Annotated in this window: 21 protein-coding genes; 8 read left to right on the forward strand and 13 right to left on the reverse strand. The window is 71.0% G+C overall.

The annotated features are described in order from the left end of the window. Window positions 1-415 precede the first annotated feature (415 nt). Window positions 416-1,132: an SIMPL domain-containing protein gene (locus D3P35_RS19835; protein ID WP_118137101.1), complete on the forward strand. Its 717-nt coding sequence runs from the start codon at window positions 416-418 to the stop codon at window positions 1,130-1,132. Between the two features lie 33 nt (window positions 1,133-1,165). Here D3P35_RS19835 and D3P35_RS19840 read toward each other — a convergent pair whose 3' ends face one another. From D3P35_RS19840 to coxB, 6 genes are all read right to left on the reverse strand, one after another. Beyond that, window positions 1,166-1,825, reverse strand: a complete 660-nt coding sequence (locus D3P35_RS19840) for an SURF1 family protein (protein ID WP_118137103.1) — start codon at window positions 1,823-1,825, stop codon at window positions 1,166-1,168. Window positions 1,826-1,913: 88 nt separating this feature from the next. Next, the gene (locus D3P35_RS19845; protein ID WP_118137105.1) at window positions 1,914-2,696 is read right to left on the reverse strand and encodes a cytochrome c oxidase subunit 3; all 783 of its coding nucleotides are present in this window, start codon (window positions 2,694-2,696) and stop codon (window positions 1,914-1,916) included. A 31-nt stretch (window positions 2,697-2,727) separates the two neighbouring features. Beyond that, window positions 2,728-3,324: a cytochrome c oxidase assembly protein gene (locus D3P35_RS19850; RefSeq protein ID WP_118137107.1), complete on the reverse strand. Its 597-nt coding sequence runs from the start codon at window positions 3,322-3,324 to the stop codon at window positions 2,728-2,730. Further along, the gene (locus D3P35_RS19855) at window positions 3,317-3,499 is read right to left on the reverse strand and encodes a hypothetical protein (RefSeq protein WP_118137108.1); all 183 of its coding nucleotides are present in this window, start codon (window positions 3,497-3,499) and stop codon (window positions 3,317-3,319) included. Before D3P35_RS19855 ends, D3P35_RS19850 begins: the two co-directional genes overlap by 8 nt. A gap of 12 nt (window positions 3,500-3,511) precedes the next feature. Then, window positions 3,512-4,471 (reverse strand): heme o synthase, encoded by a 960-nt coding sequence (gene cyoE / locus D3P35_RS19860; protein ID WP_118137109.1) that lies wholly within the window; start codon window positions 4,469-4,471, stop codon window positions 3,512-3,514. A 15-nt stretch (window positions 4,472-4,486) separates the two neighbouring features. Next, on the reverse strand, window positions 4,487-5,344 hold the full coding sequence (gene coxB / locus D3P35_RS19865) for a cytochrome c oxidase subunit II (RefSeq protein ID WP_118137110.1): 858 nt from the start codon (window positions 5,342-5,344) through the stop codon (window positions 4,487-4,489). Window positions 5,345-5,568: 224 nt separating this feature from the next. Between coxB and D3P35_RS19870 the strand changes: the two genes are divergently transcribed. After that, complete coding sequence (locus tag D3P35_RS19870) at window positions 5,569-6,996, forward strand: TldD/PmbA family protein (RefSeq protein WP_118137111.1); 1,428 nt, start codon at window positions 5,569-5,571, stop codon at window positions 6,994-6,996. Window positions 6,997-7,106: 110 nt separating this feature from the next. On the opposite strand, the gene D3P35_RS19875 is transcribed toward D3P35_RS19870, so the two are convergent. From D3P35_RS19875 to D3P35_RS19890, 4 genes are read right to left on the reverse strand one after another with little or no spacing between them, the layout of a single operon-like run. Beyond that, window positions 7,107-7,472 (reverse strand): glyoxalase superfamily protein, encoded by a 366-nt coding sequence (locus tag D3P35_RS19875; protein WP_118137112.1) that lies wholly within the window; start codon window positions 7,470-7,472, stop codon window positions 7,107-7,109. After that, window positions 7,472-8,842 carry a glutamate--cysteine ligase gene (locus D3P35_RS19880; protein WP_118137114.1) on the reverse strand — a complete coding sequence of 457 codons (1,371 nt, stop codon included), beginning with the start codon at window positions 8,840-8,842 and terminating at the stop codon, window positions 7,472-7,474. Before D3P35_RS19880 ends, D3P35_RS19875 begins: the two co-directional genes overlap by 1 nt. Before the next feature lie 55 nt (window positions 8,843-8,897). Continuing rightward, the gene (locus D3P35_RS19885) at window positions 8,898-9,428 is read right to left on the reverse strand and encodes a hypothetical protein (RefSeq protein ID WP_118137116.1); all 531 of its coding nucleotides are present in this window, start codon (window positions 9,426-9,428) and stop codon (window positions 8,898-8,900) included. Continuing rightward, a complete protein-coding gene (locus D3P35_RS19890; protein ID WP_118137118.1) occupies window positions 9,425-10,174 on the reverse strand; it encodes a 16S rRNA (uracil(1498)-N(3))-methyltransferase in 750 nt (249 codons plus the stop codon). The genes D3P35_RS19885 and D3P35_RS19890 overlap by 4 nt, the downstream gene beginning before the upstream one ends. Before the next feature lie 10 nt (window positions 10,175-10,184). Between D3P35_RS19890 and ubiA the strand changes: the two genes are divergently transcribed. The 3 genes from ubiA to D3P35_RS19905 all read left to right on the forward strand — a co-directional run bounded on the left by ubiA (window position 10,185) and on the right by D3P35_RS19905 (window position 13,506). Next, entirely contained in the window at window positions 10,185-11,150 is a 966-nt protein-coding gene (gene ubiA, locus D3P35_RS19895; RefSeq protein WP_118137120.1) for a 4-hydroxybenzoate octaprenyltransferase, read from the forward strand. 108 nt (window positions 11,151-11,258) lie between these two features. Then, window positions 11,259-13,184 (forward strand): OmpA family protein, encoded by a 1,926-nt coding sequence (locus D3P35_RS19900; RefSeq protein WP_118137122.1) that lies wholly within the window; start codon window positions 11,259-11,261, stop codon window positions 13,182-13,184. Beyond that, window positions 13,171-13,506, forward strand: coding sequence for a hypothetical protein (locus D3P35_RS19905; protein ID WP_157982237.1), 336 nt, complete (start codon window positions 13,171-13,173; stop codon window positions 13,504-13,506). Before D3P35_RS19900 ends, D3P35_RS19905 begins: the two co-directional genes overlap by 14 nt. A gap of 623 nt (window positions 13,507-14,129) precedes the next feature. Here the strand turns inward: D3P35_RS19905 and D3P35_RS19915 are convergent. From D3P35_RS19915 to topA, 3 genes are all read right to left on the reverse strand, one after another. After that, window positions 14,130-14,594 carry an Hsp20 family protein gene (locus D3P35_RS19915; protein ID WP_118137232.1) on the reverse strand — a complete coding sequence of 155 codons (465 nt, stop codon included), beginning with the start codon at window positions 14,592-14,594 and terminating at the stop codon, window positions 14,130-14,132. A 174-nt stretch (window positions 14,595-14,768) separates the two neighbouring features. Beyond that, window positions 14,769-17,021, reverse strand: coding sequence for a ribonuclease R (rnr, locus tag D3P35_RS19920; protein ID WP_118137126.1), 2,253 nt, complete (start codon window positions 17,019-17,021; stop codon window positions 14,769-14,771). 250 nt (window positions 17,022-17,271) lie between these two features. Further along, the gene (topA, locus tag D3P35_RS19925; RefSeq protein ID WP_118137128.1) at window positions 17,272-19,956 is read right to left on the reverse strand and encodes a type I DNA topoisomerase; all 2,685 of its coding nucleotides are present in this window, start codon (window positions 19,954-19,956) and stop codon (window positions 17,272-17,274) included. A gap of 533 nt (window positions 19,957-20,489) precedes the next feature. Here topA and D3P35_RS19930 point away from each other — a divergent pair. From D3P35_RS19930 to D3P35_RS19940, 3 genes are all read left to right on the forward strand, one after another. After that, window positions 20,490-21,785: an O-acetylhomoserine aminocarboxypropyltransferase/cysteine synthase family protein gene (locus D3P35_RS19930; RefSeq protein WP_118137130.1), complete on the forward strand. Its 1,296-nt coding sequence runs from the start codon at window positions 20,490-20,492 to the stop codon at window positions 21,783-21,785. 137 nt (window positions 21,786-21,922) lie between these two features. Next, window positions 21,923-23,314 (forward strand): threonine synthase, encoded by a 1,392-nt coding sequence (gene thrC, locus D3P35_RS19935; protein ID WP_118137133.1) that lies wholly within the window; start codon window positions 21,923-21,925, stop codon window positions 23,312-23,314. Then, on the forward strand, window positions 23,311-24,570 hold the full coding sequence (locus D3P35_RS19940) for a pitrilysin family protein (RefSeq protein ID WP_118137135.1): 1,260 nt from the start codon (window positions 23,311-23,313) through the stop codon (window positions 24,568-24,570). Before thrC ends, D3P35_RS19940 begins: the two co-directional genes overlap by 4 nt. The last annotated feature ends 9 nt before the right edge of the window (window positions 24,571-24,579 follow it).

The raw sequence follows: 24,579 nt of genomic DNA on the forward strand, positions 1-24,579 counted from the left end.
AGCCGCGCCGCCTCGGGCAGCGCCAGCGCCGCCGCGGGGGCTTCGGCGGGCGCGCGGAACTCTGCCGGCCCGGTGGCCGCCGCCGCGGCGCCCCCCCAGAGCAGCAGCGCGAGGCCCAGCACTAGGCCATGGCCGGCCCGGCGGGCGGTGTCGCGCGCGCCGGCGCCCGGCGCGAAAGGGCGGCAGCCCGTGCGGGGGGCGCGTGTTCGGAATGTGTCTCGCCCCGAAAGGCTGTGACCCGGTCTCATGCTCGTGAACCTCTGTGCCCCGGTGCGGAACCCCGCGCGGCGGCCTCGTGAATTTTTATGGAAGCGTTGTCCAAGGATGTTACAGGGTGCTGCGTCCAAGTTCCAGTAAACTTGGCCGAAACCCCCGCGCGGCAGCGTGGCCGGCGGGGAGGAGAGGAGACCCAAACATGCGCATTCTGATCCCCGCCCTCACAGGGATTGTCCTCGGCCTCGCGCCGCTCTCCGGCCTGGCGCAGGAGGCCCCGCCCACCATCTCGGTGACCGGCGAGGGCGAGGCCGTTCTGGTGCCCGACCTGGCCTTCGTCACCCTCGGCGTGACCACGGAAGGCGAGACGGCAGAGGCCGCACTCACCGCCAATTCCGAGGCGATGACAAGGGTGTTCGACCTGCTCACCCAGCAGGGCGTGGCCGAGCGCGACACCCAGACGAGCCAGTTCTCGCTCAACCCGGTGTGGGCCGACCGGCAGGACGGCGGCGAGGCGCGCATCACCGGCTACCGGGCCAGCAACATGGTGACCATCCGCGTGCGCGAGATCGAGGCGCTCGGCGGGCTGCTCGACGGGCTCACCAGGCAGGGTGCCAACAGCATCCAGGGCATCTCCTTCTCCGCCTCCGACATGACCGAGGCGATGGAGAAGGCCCGCCGCGCCGCGGTGGAGGATGCGAAGGCCCGGGCCGCGCTCTACGCCGATGCCTCCGGCGTGGCGCTCGGCGGGGTGCGCAGCATCTCCGAGCAGGGCGGCGGCGGCAACGTGCCGATGTACCGCATGAGTGCCGCCGAGGCCGCCCCGGTGCCGCTGGCGCGCGGCGAGACCACGGTGAGCGCCTCGGTCTCGATGGTGTTCGAGATCGCCCCGGCGCCGGGCGAGGCCCAGCCGGAGTGAGGCGGCCCCGGTGAGGTTGCGGCGCCGGCGGGCTCAGCCCCGCCGGCGCACCCACAGGAAGTAGAGGCACATCCCCGCCCAGCCCGCGGCGAGCGCGAACCAGGTGAGCGCGTATTCCAGGTGGTCGTTGGGGATGTTGACGCTCACCGGCATCGGGTCGGTGCCCGGGAGGCTCTCCGAGCGCGCGACCACCAGCAGCGGCTCGGTTCCCAGCGCCTGCGCCATCGGGCCCGTGTCGCGGGCGAACCAGATGTTGCGCTCGCGGTTCGGGGCCGGGGTGAAGCTGTTCACGTCATCGGGCCAGAGCAGGTTGCCCTCCACCCGGTCCGGGCCGGAGGGCAGGGGTGTGTCCTTGCGCGCCTCGGGCAGGAAGCCGCGGTCGAGCATGATCCGTCGGCCGTCGGCGAGGCGGAAGGGCGCGATCACCCGGTAGCCCGGCCCGTCCGGCGGGCGCGAGGTGAGCACGTGCAGCGCGCCCTCCTCCACCGTGCCCTCGAGGGTGAGGGAACGGTACTCGTCCCGCGCCTCGTCGGGCGTGGCGGGCAGCGGGGCGAGCGGGGCGGCCATGCGGGCGGAGATGTCCTCCAGCACCGCGGTCTTCCACGCGAGGCGCTGGAGCTGCCAGCCGCCCAGGCCGAGCAGCACCGCGAGGCCGAGCCCGCCGATCACGATCAGGAACCAGAACCGGCGCATGCGCCTCTCCCCCGGAATGCATGCGGCGCGGACCGGGAGGGTCCGCGCCGGGAGTCTTGGGTTGCGAATGGTATCGGGCCGGGGCCGCTCAGCCGCCCCAGATGTAGACGGAGGCGAAGAGGAACAGCCACACCACGTCGACGAAATGCCAGTACCAGGCGGCGGCTTCGAAGCCGATGTGCTTGTCCTGGGTGATCTGCCCGGCCTGGGCGCGCAGCAGGCAGACGGCCAGGAACAGCGTGCCCACGATCACGTGGAAGCCGTGGAAGCCGGTGGCCATGAAGAAGTTGGCGCCGTAGATGTTGCCGGCGAAGCCGAAGGCCGCGTGGCTGTACTCGTAGGCCTGGCAGAGCGAGAAGAGCACGCCGAGGATGATGGCGATGAGCAGGCCCTGCTTCAGCGCCTTGCGGTCGTTCTCGTGCACCAGCGCGTGGTGCGCCCAGGTGCAGGCGCAGCCCGACAGCAGCAGGATGAGCGTGTTGACCAGCGGCAGGTGCCAGGGGTCGAAGGTCTCGATGCCCTCGGGCGGCCAGACATGGCCCTCGATCGGGTAGAGCGCGTTCTTGAAGAAGGACCAGAACCAGGCGGCGAAGAACATCACCTCGGAGGCGATGAACATGATCATGCCGTAGCGCAGCCCGATCTGGACCACCGGCGTATGGTCGCCCACCCGGCTCTCGGCGATCACGTCCGACCACCAGCCGTACATCACGTAGAGCACGCCGGCGAGGCCGATGAGCATCAGCCAGGGCCCGCTCTCCTTGAAGAACAGCACCGTGCCGAACAGCATGACGAAGGCGCTGACCGCGGCGAGGAAGGGCCAGATGCTCGGTGGCAGGATATGGAAGTCGTGATTTTTTTCGTGGGCCATCGGGGTTCCCTCTGCTGGTCCTGGGCCGGTTTCAGTTCAGGCCGGTCGTATCGTTGCTGCTGGGGGGCGTCTGCAGGGCGGAGGTGTCCTCCGGCTCGGGCAGCGCATCTCGGTGGAACGTGTAGGAGAGCGTGATCTCGCGGACGTATTTCGCCTCGATGTCATTCACGATCTCCGGGTCGACGTAATAGGTGACCGGCATCTGCACGGTCTCGCCGGGCTGCAGCACCTGCTCGGTGAAGCAGAAACAGGCGATCTTCATGAAGTAGCCGCCGGCGGAATAGGGCACCACGTTGTAGCTCGCCGAGCCTGCCACCGGCACGTCGAGCGGATTGTGCGCCTCGTAATAGGCAATCCCGGTCTCGCCGATCTTCACCTCCACCTCGCGCTGGAGGGGCCTGAAGCTCCAGGGCATGCCGGATTCGAGCGAGGCGTCGAAGCGGATCTTCATCGTGCGGTCGAGCACGGTGTCGGAGCCGGCCTCGGCGGTGGCGGTGGTGCCGGCATAGCCGGTGACCCGGCAGAACCAGTTGTAGAACGGCACCGCGGCGAAGCTGCCGGCGCCCATGAAGGCCACCAGCGCGACGAGGCCGAGCACGATGCGGGTGTTGCGGCGCGGGTCACTCATCGGGGGTCACCAGCGCCGGGCGGTAGGTGTGGTCGAACCCCTGGATCATCTGGCCGTTCATCAGCTTCACGATGGTGACCAGGAAGACCAGTAGCACGAACCCGCCGAGGATCAGCCCCAGCGAGGTGTTGCGCCCTTTGCGGCGGCTGTGCAGTTCGTGCTCGGGCTTGAACATGGCGTCCTCCGTTCAGAACAGCACCGGCCAGCCGACCGGCGCGAGATCGGCCGCGCGCAGGCCGGCATCGGCCAGCAGGGCGAGGAAATGCGCGAAGAGGTAGAAGATGGAGAAGGCGAAGACGCGCTTCTCCGCGCGGTAAGCATCGGCGCCGGCCACCTCCTCGTCGCGCCGCCACAGGCGGATGGCGCCGGCGAGGAAGCCCAGGTTCAGCACCAGTGCGGCGGCGAGGTAGACCGGCCCGCCGATGCCGGTGAAGGCGAGGGCGAGGGCCACGGCCGCGAGCAGCACCGTGTAGCCCAGGATGAGGTTGCGCGTGTGCCGGCGCCCGGCGACCACGGTCATCATCGGCACGCCGGCCTTGGTGTAGTCCGAGTTCATGAACAGCGCGAGGGCCCAGAAATGCGGGGGGGTCCAGATGAAGATCAGCGCGAACATCAGGCAGGATTCGATGGTCACGTTGCCGCTCGCCACCGCCCAGCCGATCATCGGTGGGAAGGCGCCGGCGGCGCCGCCGATCACGATGTTCTGCGGCGTCGCGCGCTTGAGGAACATCGTGTAGATCACGGCGTAGAAGAAGATGGTGAAGGCCAGCAGGGCGGCCGAGAGCGCGTTGCCGAACAAAAACAGCATCAGCACCGAGAGCCCGGAGAGGGCGAGGCCGATGTAGAGCGCCTCCTCCCCCGTCACGCGGCCCGAGGGGATGGGCCTGCCGGCGGTGCGCTTCATCACCCGGTCGATGTCCGCGTCCCACCACATGTTGAGCGCGCCGGAGGCGCCGGCGCCCACGGCGATGCACAGGATGCAGGCGAAGGCGATGATCGGGTGCACTGGCGTCGGAGCCACGAACATCCCCACCGCGGCGGTGAAGATGACGAGGGACATGACCCGGGGCTTGAGCAGCTCGACGTAATCGCCGAACTGCGCGTCTCCGGGACGGGTCTCCTCAAGGCTCCAGCTTGTATCGGCCATCGTTTGGTATTTGCCTCAGTTGGATGCGAGCCGGATGTCGCGCGGGGCGGGGTTCATCGCGAACTCCTCCTTGGCGCCTTCCAGCCAGGTTGCGTAGGCCTCCGGCTCCATCGCCTTCACGACGATGGGCATGTAGGCATGGTCCTTGCCGCAGAGCTCGGAGCACTGGCCGAAGAACACGCCCGGGCGGTCGACGCGGAACCAGGTCTCCTGCAGGCGACCGGGGATTGCGTCGAGCTTCACGCCGAAGGAGGGGATGGTCCAGGAATGGATCACGTCGGCGCCGGTGATCTGCAGGCGCACGACGGCGCCCACGGGAACCACCACGGCGGTATCGGTGGCGAGGAGGAATTCATCCGGCGCGTAGCCGTGCTCGGCGAGCTGGTCACGCTGCAGCATCACGGAGTCGAAGATGATCTCCTCGTCGGGGTATTCGTAGCTCCAGTACCACTGGTTGCCGGTCACCTTGATGGTGAGGTCGCTGTCGGGCACTTCGAGCTGCTTGAACAGGATCGGCAGGGAGAGCGAGCCGATCACGATCAGGATCAGGATGGGCACCACGGTCCAGGCGATTTCCAGCGCCGAGTGGTGGGTGAAGGTGGCCGGCTTCGGGTTCGCCTTCGCGTTGAAGCGGAAGATGCAGATGGCGAGCAGGGCGGTCACCAGCAGCACGATGGCGGTGATGATCACCAGCAGGAAGCCGTCGAGGAAGGCGATGTCCTCCTTCAGCTCGGTGGCGGCCGGCTGGAAGTGCAGCCCGCCGGGCACCGGCTTGCCGATGGTCTCCAGCGTGTCCTGCGCCAGGGTGGCCGTGGCGAGCCACGCCCCGGTGAAAGCCGTTCCCGCCCCGATTGCGAATTTTGCCAGTCGCATTGTTATCTTCCTCGATCTGCGTGCGCCGGCAGCGGCGCGGATCCCTCTCCCGCGGGCGCGGCAGGCGCCCGAAAGGGCCCCCACACGGCTTTGTGTGGAATCCCTGTTGTTTCAGTTTCCCGAAAAACCATAATGGGCCGTTACAGGCAAGTTGGACCTTTGCGGCAGTTCGACGCTTCACGCCGCCCTCCGCCGCCGAAATCCTCCACCCAGCGGAGCTTCACATGACCGATTCTTCCCCCCGTTTCCGCCCCTTCGAAACCCTGCTCGACGAGGGCCGCGCCCTGTCGCTGCTGCGCGAGGCGGTGGCGGGGGCGGATGACGGCGAGCTGTTCCTGGAGCGCCGGCGCTCGGAGGCGCTGGTGTTCGACGACGGCCGCCTGAAGACCGCGAGCTACGATGCCGCCGAGGGGTTCGGGCTGCGCGCCGTGGCGGGCGAGGCCACCGGCTATGCGCATTCCACCGAGATTTCAGAGGCTTCGCTGGCGCGCGCCCTCACCACCGCCCGGCTCGCCGTGCGCGGCGAGGACGCGGTTCTGGCCGCCCCGCCGCGCCCCACCAACCGCCGCCTCTACACCGACCGCGACCCGTTCGACGATGCCAGTTTCGGCGTGAAGCTCGAGACCCTGCGCGAGATCGACGACTGGCTGCGCAGCCGCGATCCGCGGGTGAAGCAGGTCTCCGCCTCCGTCGCCGCCTCGATGCAGGAGGTCGAGATCCTGCGCCCCGAGGGCCAGCGCCTGTGGGAGGCCCGCCCGCTCACCCGCGTGAACATCTCGGTGATCGTGGAGGAGAACGGCCGCCGCGAGACCGGCTCGGCCGGCGGCGGCGGCCGCCACGGGCTCGCGCCGCTGATCACGGCTGACCACTGGCAGGGCGTGGCCGAGGAGGCGCTGCGCGTCGCCCTGGTCAACCTCGAGGCGGAGGACGCGCCCGCCGGGGTGATGGACGTGGTCCTCGGCCCCGGCTGGCCCGGCATCCTGCTGCACGAGGCGATCGGCCACGGGCTGGAGGGGGATTTCAACCGCAAGAAAAGCTCCGCCTTCGCCGGGCTGATGGGCCAGCAGATCGCGGCGAAGGGCGTCACCGTGATCGATGACGGCACCATCCCGGACCGGCGCGGCTCGCTCTCCTTCGACGACGAGGGCACCCCCTCCGCCCGCAACGTGCTCATCGAGGACGGGGTGCTGACCGGCTACATGCAGGACCGCCAGAACGCCCGGCTCATGGGCGTCGAGGCCACCGGCAACGGCCGGCGCGAGAGCTATGCCCATGCGCCGATGCCGCGGATGACCAACACGATCATGCTCGGCGGCGACATGGCCCCCGCCGAGGTGCTCGGCGGCCTGAAGGACGGCATCTACGCCGTAGGCTTCGGCGGCGGGCAGGTCGACATCACCAACGGCAAGTTCGTGTTCTCCTGCACCGAGGCCTACCGGGTGAAGAACGGCGTGATCGGCGCGCCGGTGAAGGGCGCCACGCTGATCGGCGACGGCGCCACCGCCCTGCGCCACATCCGCGCCATAGGCAACGACATGGCGCTCGACCCCGGCATGGGCAATTGCGGCAAGGCCGGGCAATGGGTGCCGGTGGGCGTGGGCCAGCCGACCCTGCTGATCGGCGGCCTCACCGTGGGCGGCGCCGGCGTCTGACAGCCCGCGCTCCGGCGCCCCGGCCGCAGAGCCGGGGCCTCTCCGCCCGAAGTTCAGCGCGGGCCCCGCGAGGCTCCGGGTCAGGCCCGGAGCAGCGCCGCGCGGGGCACTCAGCCGCTGCGCTGCTCGGTGAAGCGCAGGCGGTTGGCGAAGGGATCGGTGACGGTCATCTCGAGGCCCCAGTCGCGGCGCTCGACCCCCGGGCGCTGGCCGGGGTGCGGGCGGCTGGCGAGCTCGGCGTGGAGGCCCGCGAGCCCCTCGACCGGCACGAAGACCGTGGCGCCGGGGCTCGCGTCGCCATGGTGGCCGGAGAGGTGCAGGCGCAGGCCGCCGCGCGACACCTGCGCGTAGAGCGGCAGCCCGGGCTCGAACCGGTGCTCCCAGTCGAGCCGGAAGCCCAGCCAGTCGAGGTAGAAGCCGCGCGCCAGCGCCTCGTCGAAGATCCGCAGGACCGGGATCGCGGCGCGCAGCTCCATCAGTAGCTGAAGTCGCGGAAGAGCGGCGTCAGGTCGCCCCGCCAGGGGCCGTTGTAGAGCTCGAGCAGCTCCTCGGCCGGGGTCTTGCCGGAGGCGACGATATCCTGCAGCGAGTTGAGGAAATGCGTCTCGTCGGGGATCAGCCCGCCGGCGCCGGGGCGGGCGCGCGCCTTCAGCCCGGCCTCGGCGATCTCCAGCACCTCGCGCGCCACGTCGCGCAGCGGGCGCCCGGCGATCTCGGCGTGCAGGCCCTTCACCGAGGCGTCGACGCGCAGCTGCTCGCGCTCTTCCGCCGTCCAGCCCTTCGCCACGTCCCAGGCGGCGTCGAGCGCGCCCTGGTCGTAGGTGAGGCCCACCCAGAGCGCCGGCAGGGCGCAGAGCCGCCGCCAGGGGCCGCCATCGGCGCCGCGCATCTCGATGAATTTCTTCAGCCGTGCCTCGGGGAAGAGCGTGGTGAGGTGGTCGGCCCAGTCCGACAGGGTGGGCTTCTCGCCCGGCAGGGCCGGCAGCTCGCCCTTGAGGAAGTCGCGGAAGGACTGGCCGAGCGCGTCGACATACTTGCCGTCGCGGTAGACGAAGTACATCGGCACGTCGAGGGCATACTCCACGTAGCGCTCGAAGCCGAACCCGTCCTCGAATGCGAAGGGCAGCATGCCGGTGCGCGAGGCGTCGAGGTCGCGCCAGATGCGGCTGCGCCAGGAGAGGTGGCCGTTGGGCTTGCCCTCGAAGAAGGGCGAGTTGGCGAAGAGCGCGGTCGCCACCGGCTGCAGCGCCAGCGCCACGCGGAACTTCTCCACCATGTCCGCCTCGGAGGCGAAGTCGAGGTTCACCTGCACCGTGCAGGTGCGGTACATCATCTGGGTGCCATGGGTGCCGACCGTGCCCATGTAGCGGGTCATCAGGGCGTAACGGCCCTTGGGCATCACCGGCATTTCCTCGTGGGTCCAGACCGGGGCGGCGCCGAGGCCGATGAAGGCCGCGCCGATGCCCTCGGCGATCTCCTTCACCTCGGCGAGATGCTGGTTCACCTCGTCGCAGGTCTGGTGGATGGTCTCGAGCGGCGCGCCGGAGAGCTCGAGCTGGCCGCCCGGCTCCAGCGAGACATTGGCGCCGTCGCGCGTCAGCCCGATGATCTTGTCGCCTTCCAGCACCGGGTCCCAGCCGAAACGGTCGCGCAGGCCCTCGAGCATGGCGCGGATCGAGCAGGGCCCGTCATAGGGCAGCGGCGTGAGGGTCTTGGCGTCGTAGCCGAACTTCTCGTGCTCGGTGCCGATGCGCCAGGCCTCTTTCGGCTTGCAGCCCGCGGCGAGATATTCCGCCAGCTGCTCGTGACGCTCGATCGGGCCGCCGCCTTGTTGTGGAATGGACATGCGGCCCTCCTGATGATGTTGACCTGCCGGTGAATAAACATGTGCCCGCATGCTTTCAAGGGCGACGAAGGTTCAATCGCGGCTTTTCCCACAGGGTTACCAGCCGGCGGGGCGGCGTGTCGAGCAGCGCGAGGGCGCGGGGCCAGTCGAGCCCGGGCAGGGGGGCGAGCGCGTCGTAGAGCGCCTCGGCCCCCGCCGCGGCGGCCGGCACGCTGAGCGCGCGGCCGCTGTCGTCGAGCAGGTGCCACACGGTGCCGCCGGGCCCGGGGGCGAGATCGATGCGCCTGAGCGAGGGCAGGTCGACGTAGCCGCCGGTGACCGGGCCCATGTAGCCGATGCGCCACTCGGTGACGGTGACCACGCCGGGTGCTGCCACCTCGCGCGCCAGCCGCGCCCGGCGGAAGGCGGTGAGCGCCAGTCCCGCGGCGAGCAGCGCGCCCGCGCCCCAGACGAAGGGCATCACCGCGCCGCCGCGCAGCCCTGCGCGCCAGCCCGCCCAGGCGAGGCCGAGCGCGAGCACGGCAAGCGCGCCGCTTTCGCCCCAGCGGCGCAGGCCAGCGGCCACCTCGGGGCGCAGGAAGCTCACGGCGCTGCCCCTTCCGGCCCGCCCCAGTCGCCCCGCCGGGCCTGCCAGAGGGCGATGGCGGCGGCGGCGGCGGTGTCGGCGCGCAGGATGCGGGGCCCGAGCGACACCGGCACCACGAAGGGCAGGGCGCGCAGCCGGGCGGCCTCCTCGGGCGAGAACCCGCCCTCGGGCCCGATGAGCAGGGCGGCGGGCGCGGGCGGTGCCACCGCGTGCAGCGGCCGGGCGTCACGCGATTCGTCGCAGAACACCAGGGCGCGGGCGGGGTCCCAGCCCGCCAGCACGCGCTCGAGCGGGGCGGGCTCGGCCAGTTCGGGCACGAAGGTGCCGCCGCATTGCTCGGCCGCCTCCGTGCAATGCGCCTGCAGCCGGTCCGGGCGCAGGCGCTCGGAGTTGGTGTAGCGGGTGAACACCGGCAGGATGCGCCGCACGCCGAGCTCGGTGGCCTTCTCCACGATGAAATCGGTGCGGGCCTTCTTGATGGGCGCGAAGAGCAGCCAGAGGTCGGGCGGCAGGCCCTGGGGCGCGCTCTGCGCGAGGCAGCCCAGCGTGCCGCCGCGCTTGCCGGCCTCCAGCACCTCGGCCTGCCATTCGCCGTCGCGCCCGTTGAACAGCGCCACCCGGCCGCCGGGGCCGAGGCGCATCACCGCGAAGAGGTAATGCGCCTGCTCCTTCGTGAGCGGCACCCCCGCGCCCGCCGCCAGCGGCGCCTCAACAAAAAGCCTGATCTTTGCCGTTTCGTCTGTCATAACGCATCCCATGTCCGAGCATGTTTCTAGCGCCCATGGCGCCCCCGATGGAAGAGTGGCCGACGCGACGGCCGAAAACTGGGTCGACCGGTTCTGCCCGGCCTGGTCGCGGCCCTGGGCGCGGCTGGCGCGGGCCGACCGGCCGGCGGGCACTTGGCTTCTGCTGCTGCCCTGCTGGTGGGGCCTCGGCCTCGCCATGGCGGCCGACCCCGCGGGGCCGCGCCTCTACGATCTGTGGATCTTCGCGGGATGCGGTCTCGGCGCCTTCCTGATGCGCGGCGCGGGCTGCACCTGGAACGACATCACCGACCGGCACGTCGACGGGCAGGTGGCGCGCACCCGCTCGCGCCCCATCCCCTCGGGGCAGGTGAGCGTACGCGGCGCCGCGGTGTGGATGGTGGTGCAGGCGCTCCTCGCCTGCGCCATCCTGCTGAGCTTCCCGGCGGCGGCGATCTGGCTCGGCATCCTCTCGCTCGCGCCGGTGGCGGTCTATCCCTTCGCCAAGCGTTTCACCTGGTGGCCGCAGGTGTTTCTCGGGCTCGCGTTCAACTGGGGCGCGCTGCTGGCCTGGGCGGCGCATGCGGAAGGCTTCGCCCTCGCCTCGGTGCCGCTTTACATCGCCGGCATCGCCTGGACCCTGTTCTACGACACGATCTACGCCCACCAGGACCGCGAGGACGACGCGCTCATCGGGGTGAAGAGCACCGCGCGGCTGTTCGGCGAGCGCACCCATGCCTGGCTCGGCGGCTTCCTCGTGGTGTCGGTGCTGCTGATCGGGCTTTCGGTGGGGATGGCGACGGAGGGGCTGTCGCGCTGGGTGGCGCTGGCCGGGCTGGCGGGCTTCGCCGCGCATCTCGCCTGGCAGCTGCGCCGGCTCGACATCCACGACACCGGCCTGTGCCTGCACCTGTTCCGGGCCAACCGCGACGCGGGGCTCATCCTGGCCGCGGCCTTCGGGCTGGCGGGCCTGCTGTGATCACGCGTGATGTGATCACGTATCCTGTGATCGGTGCCGCCCTTGCAACGGGGGCGGTGCTGGCCTAACACCCCGGGGACATCCTTCCCGGCATCCAGAGGCGCTCCGATGCGAACCCGCGCGGCGATCTTCCTGACGCTTTCCCTGATCGGCCTGGGGGCGGGCAGCTATGGTGCGGGGCAGGCGCTCACCGCGCGCATCGAGGCGGAGACGGTGGCGGCCCTCACGCGCACGCTCAGCGCCGCCGGCCAGCACTGGGCCTCGGCCGGGGCCGACGGGCTGATGGTCACGCTCTCGGGCGAGGCGCCGGACCCGCTGTCGCGCACCGCGGCCCAGGAGGTGGCGGCGCGGCAGATCTCGGCCTGGCGCCTGCGCGACGCCACCGCCCTGCGCGCCCCGGAACCCGACCCCGACATCGCCTTCCGTCTCGAGATCCTGCGCGACGACGCCCGGGTGACCGTGACCGGCCTCCTGCCCGACGATGGCAGCCGCGCGAAGCTGGAGCGCGCCATCGGCGGTATCGGCGAGACGGCGGGCGGGGTCGACCTCGACGACACGGCGGAGACCCTGCGCGCCGCCCCGGCGGCGGACTGGGACCGCTCGCTCGCGCTGGCGCTCGAGGCGCTTGTGGCCCTGCCGAAGGCGCAGATCGGCCTCGCGAGCTGCGCGGTGAGCGTGGCCGGCGTGGCCGCCACGCCGGAGGAGGCCGAGGCTCTCGCCGACCGGCTGCGCGCCGAGGGCGGCGACTGCATCGCCGGGCTCGACATCATCGCGCCGCGCCCGCTGGTGAGCCCCTATGTCTTCTCGCTGGCCCCCGGCACGCCGGAGCAGGGCGAGGCCGCCGCGCCGCCGCCGCTGGTGGTGGAGACCTGCACCGCCCAGACCCGCGAGGAGGCCGATGCCATCGAGGCGAAGCTGCGCGCCCTCGGCGTCGGAACCCCGGCCCCGGGCGGGACGACGGGCGGGACGGGGGGCGGGACGGGGGCTGATCCGCACTGCACGGTGGGCCTCGGCGCCCCCTCGGCGGACTGGGGCGCGGCGGTGCTCTCGGGGCTCGACACGGTGGAGGCGCTCGGGGGCGGCACGCTGTCCTTCGTCGATACCGACGTGGTGCTCGATGCGCCTTCGGGAGCGGACCCGGACCAGTTCGACACCGAGGTGACGAAGCTGCGCGACGCGCTGCCGGCGATGTTCTCGCTCGAATCGCATATCGGCAGCGACGACAGCGAGGAGGAGGGGGCGCTCTCGCTCGCCACCCTGCCGCCGGCCGCCTTCCGCGCCAGGCGCGACGCCGAGGGCATGGTCGAGCTCAGCGGACCGATGCCCAACGAGGCGGGCAAGCTCGCGCTCTACACCTTCGCCGTGTCGCTCTTCGGCAGCGAGCGGGTGCAGGACCGGATGATGATCGAGCCCACGCTGCCCGACGGCTGGTCCGGCCGGATCATGGCCGGGCTGAAGGCGCTCGCGCTGCTGGAAAACGGCATTCTCGTGGTGGAGGAGGCGGGCCTGAGCCTCGCCGGCCGCACGCTCGACCCCGACGGCCGCTCGGAGGCGCGCGCCCTGCTCACCCCGGTGACCGGGGCGGAGCGCACCCTGCGGCTCGCGGTGTCCTACGACGCCGAGGCGGCGGCCCGCGCCAGCCTGCCCGCGCCGCAGACCTGCCTCGAGGAGATGCGGGCCGCGCTGGCGGCGAACCAGGTGATCTTCCCGCCCGCCTCCACCGGGATCGCGCCCGAGAGCCTGCCGGTGGTCGACGCGCTGGCCGGGACGCTGAAGGGCTGCGCGCCGGCGGTGTTCGAGATCGGCGCCTACACCGACACCTCGGGCTCGGACGAGCTGAACCTGCGGCTGAGCCGCGACCGCGCCCGGGCGGTGCTCGAGGCGCTGGTGGCGCGCGGCGTGCCGCTCGACAGGCTGCGGGCGAAGGGCTATGGCGAGGCCGACCCGATTGCCGACAACGCGACGGAGGCCGGCCGGGCGCTCAACCGCCGCATCGGCCTGCGCATCCTGGAGGAGCCCGATGGACGCAACTAGACTCACGCTGGTGATCGCGATCGTGCTGGTGCTGGCGGCGGCGGTGGGCTGGGTGCTGTGCTGGCTGTTCCTGCGGCTCAACCGCCACGCCGAGGCGCCGCACCCGCAGGAACCGGCCGACGAGACCGTGCGCCGGGCGCTCGACGCGCGCGACGCGGCGATCCTCGAGCTCGGCGAGATGCGCCGCGACTTCGCCCGGCAGATCGCCGCGAAGGACGCGGAGCTGGAAGCGACCATGTCCGGCCTCGGCAACGCCCGCCGCGAGGCGATGGAATGGCGCCGGGCCTACGAGGACCTCTCGGGGAGCACCCCGCAGAGCTGACGCAGCGGGGTGACCCCCGGGGAACGCCTGCCTCGCCGAGGGGGCTTGCGCCCCCGCAGCTCGGCAGGCGTGGCGAAGGGCCGGTGGCCCTCCGCCGCCCGGCGCGGCAGGACCGGGGAAGGCCCCCCGGGGCCGGTTGCGTCTTCTCATGTTCCGGATGGCGCGCGCTCCGCGGAGAGCAGGCGTTCGGTGCGGGCCGGGCCAGAGGCCGGGCAGCGGCGGCCTGCCCCGGGGGGGGCGCGATGTCGGCTGCCGAGGCTCGGGGCGGAAAGGGGGCTCGCCGGGGCAGCGCTGCCGGGCCCCGCTTACGCGACGCTCCCGGGCCCGGACGCGACCCTGAAGGCGCTGCCGCACCCTTGAGGTCGGGCCGGGCCCGGGATTGTATCACGCTGAACGCTGAACGCTGAACGCTGAACGCTGAACGCTGAACGCTGGACGCTGGACGCTGAACGCTACGCGGACGCTTGCACCGAGGATCATACGCAGCGCGGCGCGGGTTCCGTCGCGCGCGGTCGAAGCAAGGGCGCGCAACGGAATGAGGCCCGCGCCGGGGGGCGACGCGGGCCTCGCTTCGCTCAGACGTGCGGTCCCGAGAGGGGGGAGGGACCGCGCGGAGCGGAGTTTCAGTTCTGCAGCTGCGGGGCTTCGTTGTTCACCACCGGGCCGCTCGCGATCTCGATGCGCCGGGGCTTGAGCGCCTCGGGCACCTCGCGGACGAGGTCGATGTGCAGCAGGCCGTTCTCGGTGCGCGCCTCGGTGGCGCGGACATGGTCGGCAAGCTGGAAGCGACGCTCGAAGGCGCGGGTCGCGATGCCGCGGTGGAGGAAGCTGCGCTCGCCCTCGGTCTCGGTTTTGCGGCCAGAGACCACCAGCGCGCCGTCACGGGTCTCAATCGAGAGGTCGGCATCGGAGAAACCGGCCACCGCGATGGTGATGCGGTAGGCGTTCTCGCCGGTCTTCTCGATGTTGTAGGGCGGGTAGCTGGTCTGGCCGGTTTCGCCGTTGGCGGCCACGCTGTCGAGCATATGGGCCAGGCGGTCGAAGCCGACGGTGGAACGGTAGAGCGGGGTCAGGTCGAAGTTACGCATCTTGGTCATCCTCTCTTGAGCGATGTCTGGCAGCGGGCCCTCCGCCGTGGACGGGCCCTTTCTCCGTTGTGTCCGAACCCTGTAGCGGCCTCCGGACAAGGCTCAGATAGGATGCGCCCGCCGGCCCTTCAAGAGGGGCGGCGGGCGGGAAAATGCAGGTGGGAGACGGGCGGCTCAGAAGCGCCGTTTCGCCTTCTTCGCGAGCTTCGAGCCCTTGGCGCGCGCCTTCACCGCCTTGCGCCGCGGGGTGGGGCCGCGGCCCTTCACCGGGGCGCCGCGCGGGGCGGGCTTGCCCTCGATCTCGAGCAGCTCGAAGAGCAGGCCGCCGGTGACCGGCACCGCCTCGGCGAGCCGCACGGTGGCGCGCATGCCAAGGCCGATCTCGCGGCGGCTGCGCTCGCCCGTGAGCGTCTGGGCATCGGCATCGTAGTGGAAATACTCGCGGCCCAGCGAGGAGATGGGGATCAGCCCGTCCGCCCCGGTCTCGGTGAGCCGCACGAAGAGGCCGAAGCGGGTGACGCCCGAGACCTTGCCCTCGAACTCGTTGCCCACCCGGTCGGCGAGGAAGGCGGCGAGGTAGCGGTCGGTCGTGTCGCGCTCGGCCTCCATGGAGCGGCGCTCGGTCATGGAGATGTGCTTCGCGGTCTCCTCCAGGGCGTCGGTCTCTTCCGCCGTGAGCCCGTCATTGCCCCAGCCATGCGCCGAGATCAGCGCGCGGTGCACCACGAGATCGGCGTAGCGGCGGATCGGCGAGGTGAAATGCGCGTAGCGGGCCAGCGACAGGCCGAAATGGCCGATCGCCTCGCGGGTGTAATAGGCCTGGGTCTGGCTGCGCAGCACCGAGAGGTTGATCATCTCGGCGAAATCGGTGCCGGCGGCCTGGTCGAGCAGGCGGTTGAAGGTGGCGGTCTTCAGCACCTGGCCCCTGGCCAGCGTGAGGCCGCAGCTCTCGGCGATCTCGCGCAGGGCGTCGAGCTTCTCCACCGTCGGCTCCTCGTGGGCGCGGTAGAGCAGCGGGCGGCTGCGGCGCTCCAGCGTCTCGGCGGCGCAGACGTTGGAGAGCACCATGAACTCCTCGATGAGCTTGTGCGCATCAAAGCGGTCGCGGAAGGCGACCGAGGTCACCTCGCCCTCCTCGGAGAGCACGATGCGCCGCTCGGGCAGGTCGAGCGCCAGCGGCTGGCGGCGCTCGCGCGCGGCCTTCAGCGCGCCGTAGGCGGCGAAGAGCGGTGCGATGGCGGTGTCGTTCAGGGGGGCGGTGGCTTCGTCCGGGTTGCCCTCATGCGCGGCCTGGGCCTGCTCGTAGGAGAGCGAGGCCGGCGAGCGCATCAGCCCGCGGGTGAAGCGGTGGGAGCGCTTGGTGCCGTCGGCGGTGAGCACCATGCGCAGGGCGATGCAGGGCCGGTCCACGCCCTCGTGCAGCGAGCAGAGGTCGCCCGAGAGCTCCTCGGGCAGCATGGGCACCACGCGGTCGGGGAAATAGGTGGAGTTGCCCCGCCTGCGCGCCTCGCGGTCGAGCGCGGAGCCGGGGCGGACGTAATGCGCGACATCGGCGATGGCGACCCAGACCACGTGGCCGCCCTCGTTCTCCGGGTCGTCGTCGGGCAGGGCCGCGACGGCGTCGTCATGGTCGCGGGCATCCGAGGGGTCGATGGTGAGCAGGGGCAGGTGGCGCAGGTCCTCGCGGCTCCCCAGGGTGACCGGCTTCGCGCCGAGCGCCTCGGCCATCGCCTCCTCGGAGAACTCCACCGGCAGGCCGTGCTCGTGGATGGCGATGAGCGAGACCGAGCGCGGGGCGGCGGGGTCGCCCAGCCGGGCGACGACCTTGGCGCGCGGCAGGCCGAGGCGCGGGTTGCCGACGATCTCGCCCTCGACCAGCTCGCCGTCGCGCGCGCCGGCATGCTCGCCATGCGGCACCAGCCAGTCCCGGTCGGACTTGCGCTCGACGGGCACGATGCGCCCGCCCTGGTCGGTCTTGCGGAACAGCCCGAGGATGCGGCGCGGGCCCGAGCCGATGCGCCGGATCAGCCGGGCCTCGAAGGCGTGGCCGGCGTGTTCGACAGGTGTGAGGCGCGCGAGGATGCGGTCGCCCTGGCCGAGGCCGGGGTCGCCCTTCTTCGGCACGAAGAGGATGCGCGGCGGGGCCTCGTCGCCGTCCCACTCCTGGGGCCTGGCGAAGAGATCGCCGTCCGCGTCCGGCGCCTCGAGCACCAGCACCGAGACAGGCGGCAGCGCGCCCTTCTCGCGGAAGGACTTGCGGTCGCGGCGGATGGCGCCCTCGGCCTGCATCTCGCGCAGGAGCTGCTTGAGGGCGATGCGGTCCGCGCCCTTCACGTTGAAGGCGCGGGCGATCTCGCGCTTGCCGACGGCGCCGGGGTTGTCCCGGATCCAGCCCAGAATGTCGTCCTTGGAAGGGAAATGTGCCATGCGCCCCCCTTAGCATGGCCGCGAAACGCCCGCCATCGGGGAATGCGGGGGCCGGGTGCCGCCCTCGCAATGCCGGGGCCGCGCCCCCGGCGCGGCGAGCGCCGAGCGGGGGCTCGATGCCCCCCGAGGCGCTGACACCCCGCGCTGCCCGAGGGGGGAGGACCGGCTCGACCCCACCCTGCGGGAGGGGCGCTCGCCGGTCCCGGTTCCGCCCGGGGGCGGAACCTGTCACGTCAGAGTGGCGCGAAGATCAGCCTTCGTCTTCAGCGAGTTCGGAGGCTTTCTTCGTGCTCTTCTTCGCCGCGGCGGGCTTCTTCGCGGCCGCGGCTTTCGTCGTGGTGCTCTTGCTGGCGGCGGTGGTCTTCTTCGCCTTCGAGGCGGCGGGTTTCTTCGCCGCTGTCGCCTTCTTCGCCGGCGCCTTCTTGCGGCCCTTGCCGGTGGTCGCGGCCTTGGCGTTCACCAATTCCACCGCGGCCTCGAGGGTGATTTCCTCGGGCGTCACGTCCTTGGGAATGGTGGCGTTCACCTTCTCCCATTTCACGTAAGGGCCGTAGCGGCCGGGCATCACCTGCAGGGCGCCGCCGTCCGGGTGCTCGCCGAGCTCGCGCAGCGGCTGGGCCGCGGCACCGCGTCCGCCCCCGCGGGCGGCCTTCTGCGCCAGTACTTCCATCGCGCGGTTCATGCCGATGGTGAGCACCTCCTCCGCGTCCTTGATGTTGGCGTAGGTCTTGCCGTGGCGCACGTAGGGGCCGAAGCGGCCGATGGAGGCCTCCACGGGCTCGCCGTCCTCCGGGTGCATGCCGATCAGCCGCGGCAGCGACAGCAGGTCGAGCGCGCGCTTCAGGTCCACGTCCTCCAGCGCCATGCCCTTGGGGATGGAGGCGCGCTTCGGCTTCTCCTTCGAGCCCTCCTCCTGCTCGCCGAGCTGCACGTAGGGGCCGAAGCGCCCGGTGCGCAGGGTGACCGGCAGGCCGTTGTCGTCATGGCCGAGCAGCTTGCCGTCCGGCCCGGCGAAATCGCCGCCTTCCACCTCGCCCGACATGGGGCGGGTGTAGCGGCACTCGGGGTAGTTGGAGCAGCCGATGAAGGCGCCGCCGGCGCGCGAGGTGCGCATCGACAGCCGGCCCTCGCCGCAGTTCGGGCACAGGCGCGGGTCCTTGCCGTCCTCGCGGGGCGGGAACAGGTGCGGGGCCAGCACCTCGTTGATCTTCTCCAGCACGTCGGTGATGCGCAGCTCGGAGGTCTCGCCCACGGCGGCGTGGAAATCCTTCCAGAACCGGGCCAGCACCTCGTGCCAGTCCTTGTTGCCGGCGGAGACCTCGTCGAGGTCCTCCTCCAGCGCCGCGGTGAAATCATAGCCCACGTATTTGCCGAAGTAGTTCTCGAGGAAGGCGGTCACCAGCCGGCCCTTGTCCTGCGGGATCAGCCGGTTCTTGTCCTTCAGCACGTAGCCGCGGTCCTGGATGGTGGTCACGATCGAGGCATAGGTGGAGGGGCGGCCGATGCCGAGCTCCTCCATGCGTTTCACCAGCGTCGCCTCGGTGTAGCGCGGCGGCGGCTGGGTGAAGTGCTGCTCGGGGGAGACGTCCCGTTTCGCGGTCTTCTCGCCCTCGTGGATCACCGGCAGGCGGGCGCCGTCGCCTTCCTCGTCATCGCGCGAGGGGGCCTCGTCGCGGCCCTCCTCGTAGACCTTCAGGAAGCCGTCGAAGGTCACGACCTGGCCATTGGCGCGCAGGCCCACCTCGCCGTCCTTCGAGGCGATCTCGACCACGGTGCGCTCGAAGCGGGCGGCCTCCATCTGGCTCGCCAGCGCGCGCTTCCAGATCAGGTCGTAGAGCCTGCGCTGGTCGGGCTCCAGCGACAGCCGGTCCGGCGCGCGGGACATGTCGGTGGGGCGGATGCACTCATGCGCTTCCTGGGCGTTCTTCGCCTTGTTCTTGTACATGCGCGGGCTGGAGGGGATGTACTCCTTGCCGTAGCGGTCGACGATCACGTCGCGCGCGGCCATCACCGCCTCGGGCGCCATGTCGATGCCGTCGGTCCGCATGTAGGTGATGTGCCCGGCCTCGTAGAGCTTCTGGGCGGTGCGCATGGTGGCCTGGGCGCCCATGCCGAACTTGCGGCTGGCCTCCTGCTGCAGGGTGGAGGTCATGAAGGGCGCGGCGGGGTTGCGGCTCGCCGGTTTCGCCTCGACCGAGGTGACCGCGAGATCGCGCGAGGTGACGGCCTGCACGGCGAGGCTGGCCGCGGCCTCGCTCGCGATGTCGAACTTGTCGAGCTTCTTGCCCGAAAGCATGGTGAGGCGGGCGCGGAACTCCTGGCCCCGCGGCGTCTCGAGCACCGCCGTGACACTCCAGTATTCCCGGGCGCGGAACGCCTCGATCTCCATCTCGCGCTCGACGATCAGCCGCAGCGCCACCGACTGCACGCGCCCGGCGGATTTCGCCCCCGGCAGCTTGCGCCAGAGCACCGGCGAGAGGTTGAAGCCCACCAGGTAGTCGAGCGCGCGGCGGGCGAGATAGGCCTCGACCAGCTCCATGTCGACGGCGCGGGGCTTCTTCATCGCCTCGGTGACCGCGTTCTTGGTGATGGCGTTGAACACCACCCGCTCCACCTCGGTGGTCTTCTTCAGGGCGCGGCGCTTGGAGAGCGCCTCCATCAGGTGCCACGAGATCGCCTCGCCCTCGCGGTCGGGGTCGGTGGCGAGAATGAGCTTGTCGTCGGAGGCAAGCGCCTCGGCGATGGCGCGGACATGCTTCTGGGAGGCGGGCGCCACCTCCCATTTCATCTCGAAATTGTTGTCCGGGTCGACCGATCCGTCCTTCTCCACCAGGTCGCGGACATGGCCGAAGGAGGCGAGAACCGTGTAGTCGCTGCCCAGATACTTGTTGATTGTCTTTGCCTTGGCCGGGGATTCGACGACGACGACAGCCATGCAGACTCCTGAACAAAAAGCGCGGTTCCCTGAGGAGCGGGAACATGTGGTTTCGCGGGCAGCAATGTCAACTGGCCAGATTCCCGCATGGTTCCCCGGCTTGGCGCGGGGCGCAACCCCCGCCGTGACCCTGCCTTCCGCCCCGTAAAGCGTGCGTTTCGTCACGGACGCGGACACCGCCGATGCCCTAGGAGAGCAACCCGTCGGCACCGGCCCGGGCCGTCCCGTGGCGGCCGGTCCGGGCGCGGATGACGGAGCGAACGGCAACACCCCCGCAGGGCTGGCAGATGGGGACGACGGGCCGCCATGCAAGCCCGGCCGGGACCGCCCGCCATCCCGCCCCCCGGACCGGGCGACGGAGGAAAGCGCGCCCCGGAGGACGATACAGGCGCCGCCGTGCAGGCCCGGTGGGCGAGATGAGACGCCACCGTGCAAGCCCGGTGGACGATGAAAAGACGCCACCGCGCGAGCGCGGTGGACGTGGACACGGATTTGGGTAATCTCCCGCAAAACGACAACCGGAGGACCTCACGATGACCGACGCACCCCATTCCTACGGCTTCGACACGCTGCAGGTTCACGGTGGCGCCAAGCCCGACCCCGCCACGGGCGCGCGCCAGACGCCGATCTACCAGACCACCGCCTACGTGTTCCGCGACGCGGATCACGCCGCCGCCCTGTTCAACCTGCAGGAGGTCGGCTTCATCTACTCGCGGCTGACCAACCCCACCGTCTCGGCCCTGCAGGAGCGCATCGCCTCGCTCGAGGGCGGGGTGGGGGCGGTCGCCACCTCCTCGGGGCATGCGGCGCAGATCCTGGCACTCTTCCCGCTCATGGGGCCGGGGGACAATATCGTGTCGTCGAACCGGCTCTACGGCGGCACCATCACCCAGTTTTCCCACACCATCCGCCGTTTCGGCTGGGAGGCGCGCTTCGCCGACACCGAGGACCTCGCCGCGCTGGAGGCCGCCTGCGACGAACGCACCAAGGCGATCTTCTGCGAGAGCATCTGCAACCCCGGCGGCTATGTCACCGACATCCCGGCCCTCGCGGAGATCGCGCAACGCAAGGGCATCCCGCTCATCGTCGACAACACCACCGCCACCCCCTACCTGTGCAACCCGATCGCGATGGGCGCCACGCTGGTGGTGCATTCCACCACGAAATACCTCTCGGGCAACGGCTCGGCCATGGGGGGTGTGGTGGTCGATTCGGGCAAGTTCGACTGGTCGGCCTCGGGCCGCTTCCCCAGCCTCAGCGCGCCCGAGCCCGCCTACCACGGCCTGAAATTCCACGAGACCTTCGGGCCGCTCGCCTTCGTGCTGCACGGCCACGCGGTGGGGCTGCGCGACCTCGGCATGTGCCAGAGCCCGATGAACGCCTGGATCACCCTGCAGGGCATCGAGACCCTGTCCATGCGCATGGAAAAGCACGTGGCAAACGCGAAGGCCGTGGCCGAATGGCTGGAGGCGGACCCCCGCGTGGCGCGTGTCACCTGGCCCGGGCTCGCGAGCTCGCCCTGGCATGCGCGGGCCGAGGCGCTCTATCCCAAGGGCGCCGGCGCGCTCTTCACCTTCGGCGTGAAGGGCGGGTACGAGGCCTGCGTGAAGCTGGTGGACGCGGTGGAGATCTTCTCCCACGTGGCAAACCTCGGGGACACGCGCTCGCTCATCATCCACCCGGCGTCCACCACCCACCGCCAGCTCGATCCCGGGCAGCAGGAGGCGGCAGGGGCGGCGCCCGACATGGTGCGCCTGTCCATCGGCATCGAAAGTGCCGCCGATCTCATCGCCGATCTCGACCAGGCGCTCGCGGCGGCAACCGCCTGAACAGCCGCGCGGCGGGGCCCTTCGCGGGGCTTCCCGCCGCGCAAACCCGGTAATCATCCAGTAAAGATCCGGCAAATACGCTGGAAACGGCGGGCGGCGGGCGGTATGACACGGCCCGACAACCGCAGGGGTATTCAATGCGCTACATCTCCACGCGCGGCCATGCGCCCGTGCTTTCCTTCGAAGAGGCCATGCTCACCGGCCTCGCCCGCGACGGCGGGCTCTACGTGCCGGAAAGCTGGCCGCAGATGACCGCCGGGCAGATCGCCGATCTCGCCGGCGCGCCCTACGAGGAAGTGGCCTACCGGGTCATGCGCCCCTTCATCGGCGACGCCTTCACCGATGACGAGTTCCGCGGCGCCATCGCGCGCGCCTATGCCGGCTTCCGCTCCGAGGCGCGGGTGCCGCTGGCGCAATACGCGCCGGGCAGGTTCCTCGCCGAGCTGCACCACGGGCCGACGCTCGCCTTCAAGGACGTGGCGATGCAGCTCATCGGCCAGCTCTTCGACCTCGCCCTCACCCGGGCGGGCAAGCGGGTGACCATCGTGGGCGCCACCTCGGGCGACACCGGCTCCGCCGCCATCGAGGCCTTCCGCGGCCTCTCCTCGGTCGACGTGTTCATCCTCTACCCGCACGGGCGGGTCTCGGAGGTGCAGCGCCGCCAGATGACCACGCCGGTGGAGGACAATGTCCATGCCATCGCGGTGGAGGGCGATTTCGACGATTGCCAGGCCCGCGTGAAGGACATGTTCAACGATTTTGCCTTCCGCGACGCGGTGAACCTCGCGGCGGTGAACTCGATCAACTGGGCGCGCGTGCTGGCGCAGACCGTGTACTTCTTCACCACCGCCGTGGCGCTCGGCGCGCCGCACCGGGCGGTGAGCTTCTCGGTGCCCACCGGCAATTTCGGCGACATCTTCGCAGGCTACGTGGCCAAGCGCATGGGCCTGCCCGTCGAGCGGCTGATCGTGGCGACCAACCTCAACGACATCCTGCACCGCACGATCGAGAGCGGCAGCTACCGCAAGGAAGGCGTGCACCCCTCGATCTCGCCCTCGATGGACATCCAGGTGTCCTCCAACTTCGAGCGCCTGCTCTTCGACCTCTACGACCGGGAGGGCGATGCGGTCTCGCGGCTGATGGACGAGCTGCGCGCCGGCGGCGGCTTCACCCTCTCGCAGGGCGCGCTCTCGCGGCTGCGGGCAGAGTTCGATTCCGCCCGCGCCTCGGAGGAGGAGACCAAGGCCACCATCGCCACCATGTTCGAGCAGAACGAGATGGTGATCTGCCCGCACACCGCGGTGGGCGTGCACGCGGCCGATGCGGTGCACGGCAGCCGGCGCACGCCGGTGGTCAGCCTCGCCACCGCCCATGCGGCGAAATTCCCCGACGCCGTGGAGGAGGCCTGCGGCCAGCGCCCGGGCCTGCCCGTCCACATGGCGGATCTTTACGAGCGGCCCGAGCGGGTGCAGGTTGTGGCCAACGATCTCGCAACCCTCGAGACCCTGATCAAGGACACGCGCACGTGAGCATTGCCACCCATACCCTGCCCAACGGGTTCCGCATCGTCACCGAACACATGCCGGGGCTGCAGTCTGCCGCCGTCGGCGTGTGGGTGAACGCGGGCTCGCGCCACGAGGGCGAAGGCGAGACCGGCATCGCGCATTTCCTCGAGCACATGGCCTTCAAGGGCACGGCCCGGCGCTCTGCCCTGCAGATCGCCGAGGAGATCGAGGACGTGGGCGGCTATCTCAACGCCTACACCTCCAAGGAGATGACAGCCTATTACGCCCGGGTGCTCTCGGCCGACGTGCCGCTGGCGATCGACCTGATCGGCGACATCGTGATGAACCCCACGTTCGACGCGCGGGAGATCTCGGTGGAGCGCGGGGTGATCCTGCAGGAGATCGGCCAGACGCTCGACACGCCGGACGACATCATCTTCGACTGGCTGCACGAGGTCTCCTACCCCGACCAGCCCTTCGGCCGCTCCATCCTCGGGCCGGCCGACCTGGTGCGCGGCTTCGGCGAGGGCGACCTGCGCCGCTTCACCGGCCAGTTCTACGCCCCGGACCAGATGATCCTCTCCGCCGCCGGCGGGGTGGACCACGAGGCGGTGGTGCGCCTGGCCGAGCAGGTGTTCGGCTCGATGCCGGCGCGGCGCGTGCCCGAGGCGCTCGGCGCGCGCTTCTCGGGCGGCGAGCGGCGCGAGGTGAAGACGCTGGAGCAGGCGCATTTCGCCCTGTCGCTCGAGGGCCCGGGCTACCGCGATTCCGATGTCTACACCGCGCAGGTGTTTGCCACGGCGCTCGGTGGTGGCATGTCCTCGCGCCTGTTCCAGGAGATCCGCGAGAAGCGCGGCCTGTGCTACACCATCGGCTCGCATGCCTCGGCCTATGCCGACACCGGCTCGCTCACCATCTACGCCGGCACCGGCGCCTCCGAGGTGGCCGATCTCGCGCGCATCACGGTCGACGAGCTGCGCCGCGCCGCGGAGGACATGGGCGAGGCCGAGATCGCCCGTGCCCGCGCGCAGATGAAGGCCGGGCTGCTGATGGGGCTCGAATCGCCCTCCGCGCGCTGCGAGCGCCTCGCCCGGGTGCTGGCGATCTGGGACCGGGTGCCCGACCTCTCGGAAGCGGTGGAGCGCATCGACGCGGTGGACGCCGCCGGGGCCCGGGCCTATGCCCGCGCGCTGCTCGTCCGCCCGCCGGCGCTGGCGCTCTACGGCCCCGTCGGCACCGCGCCGGACCACGTCGCCCTCGCGCAGCGCCTCGCGGCCTGAGACTGGTGC

It is taken from the genome of Oceanicella sp. SM1341 (assembly GCF_003448965.1).
Lineage (GTDB): Bacteria > Pseudomonadota > Alphaproteobacteria > Rhodobacterales > Rhodobacteraceae > Paroceanicella.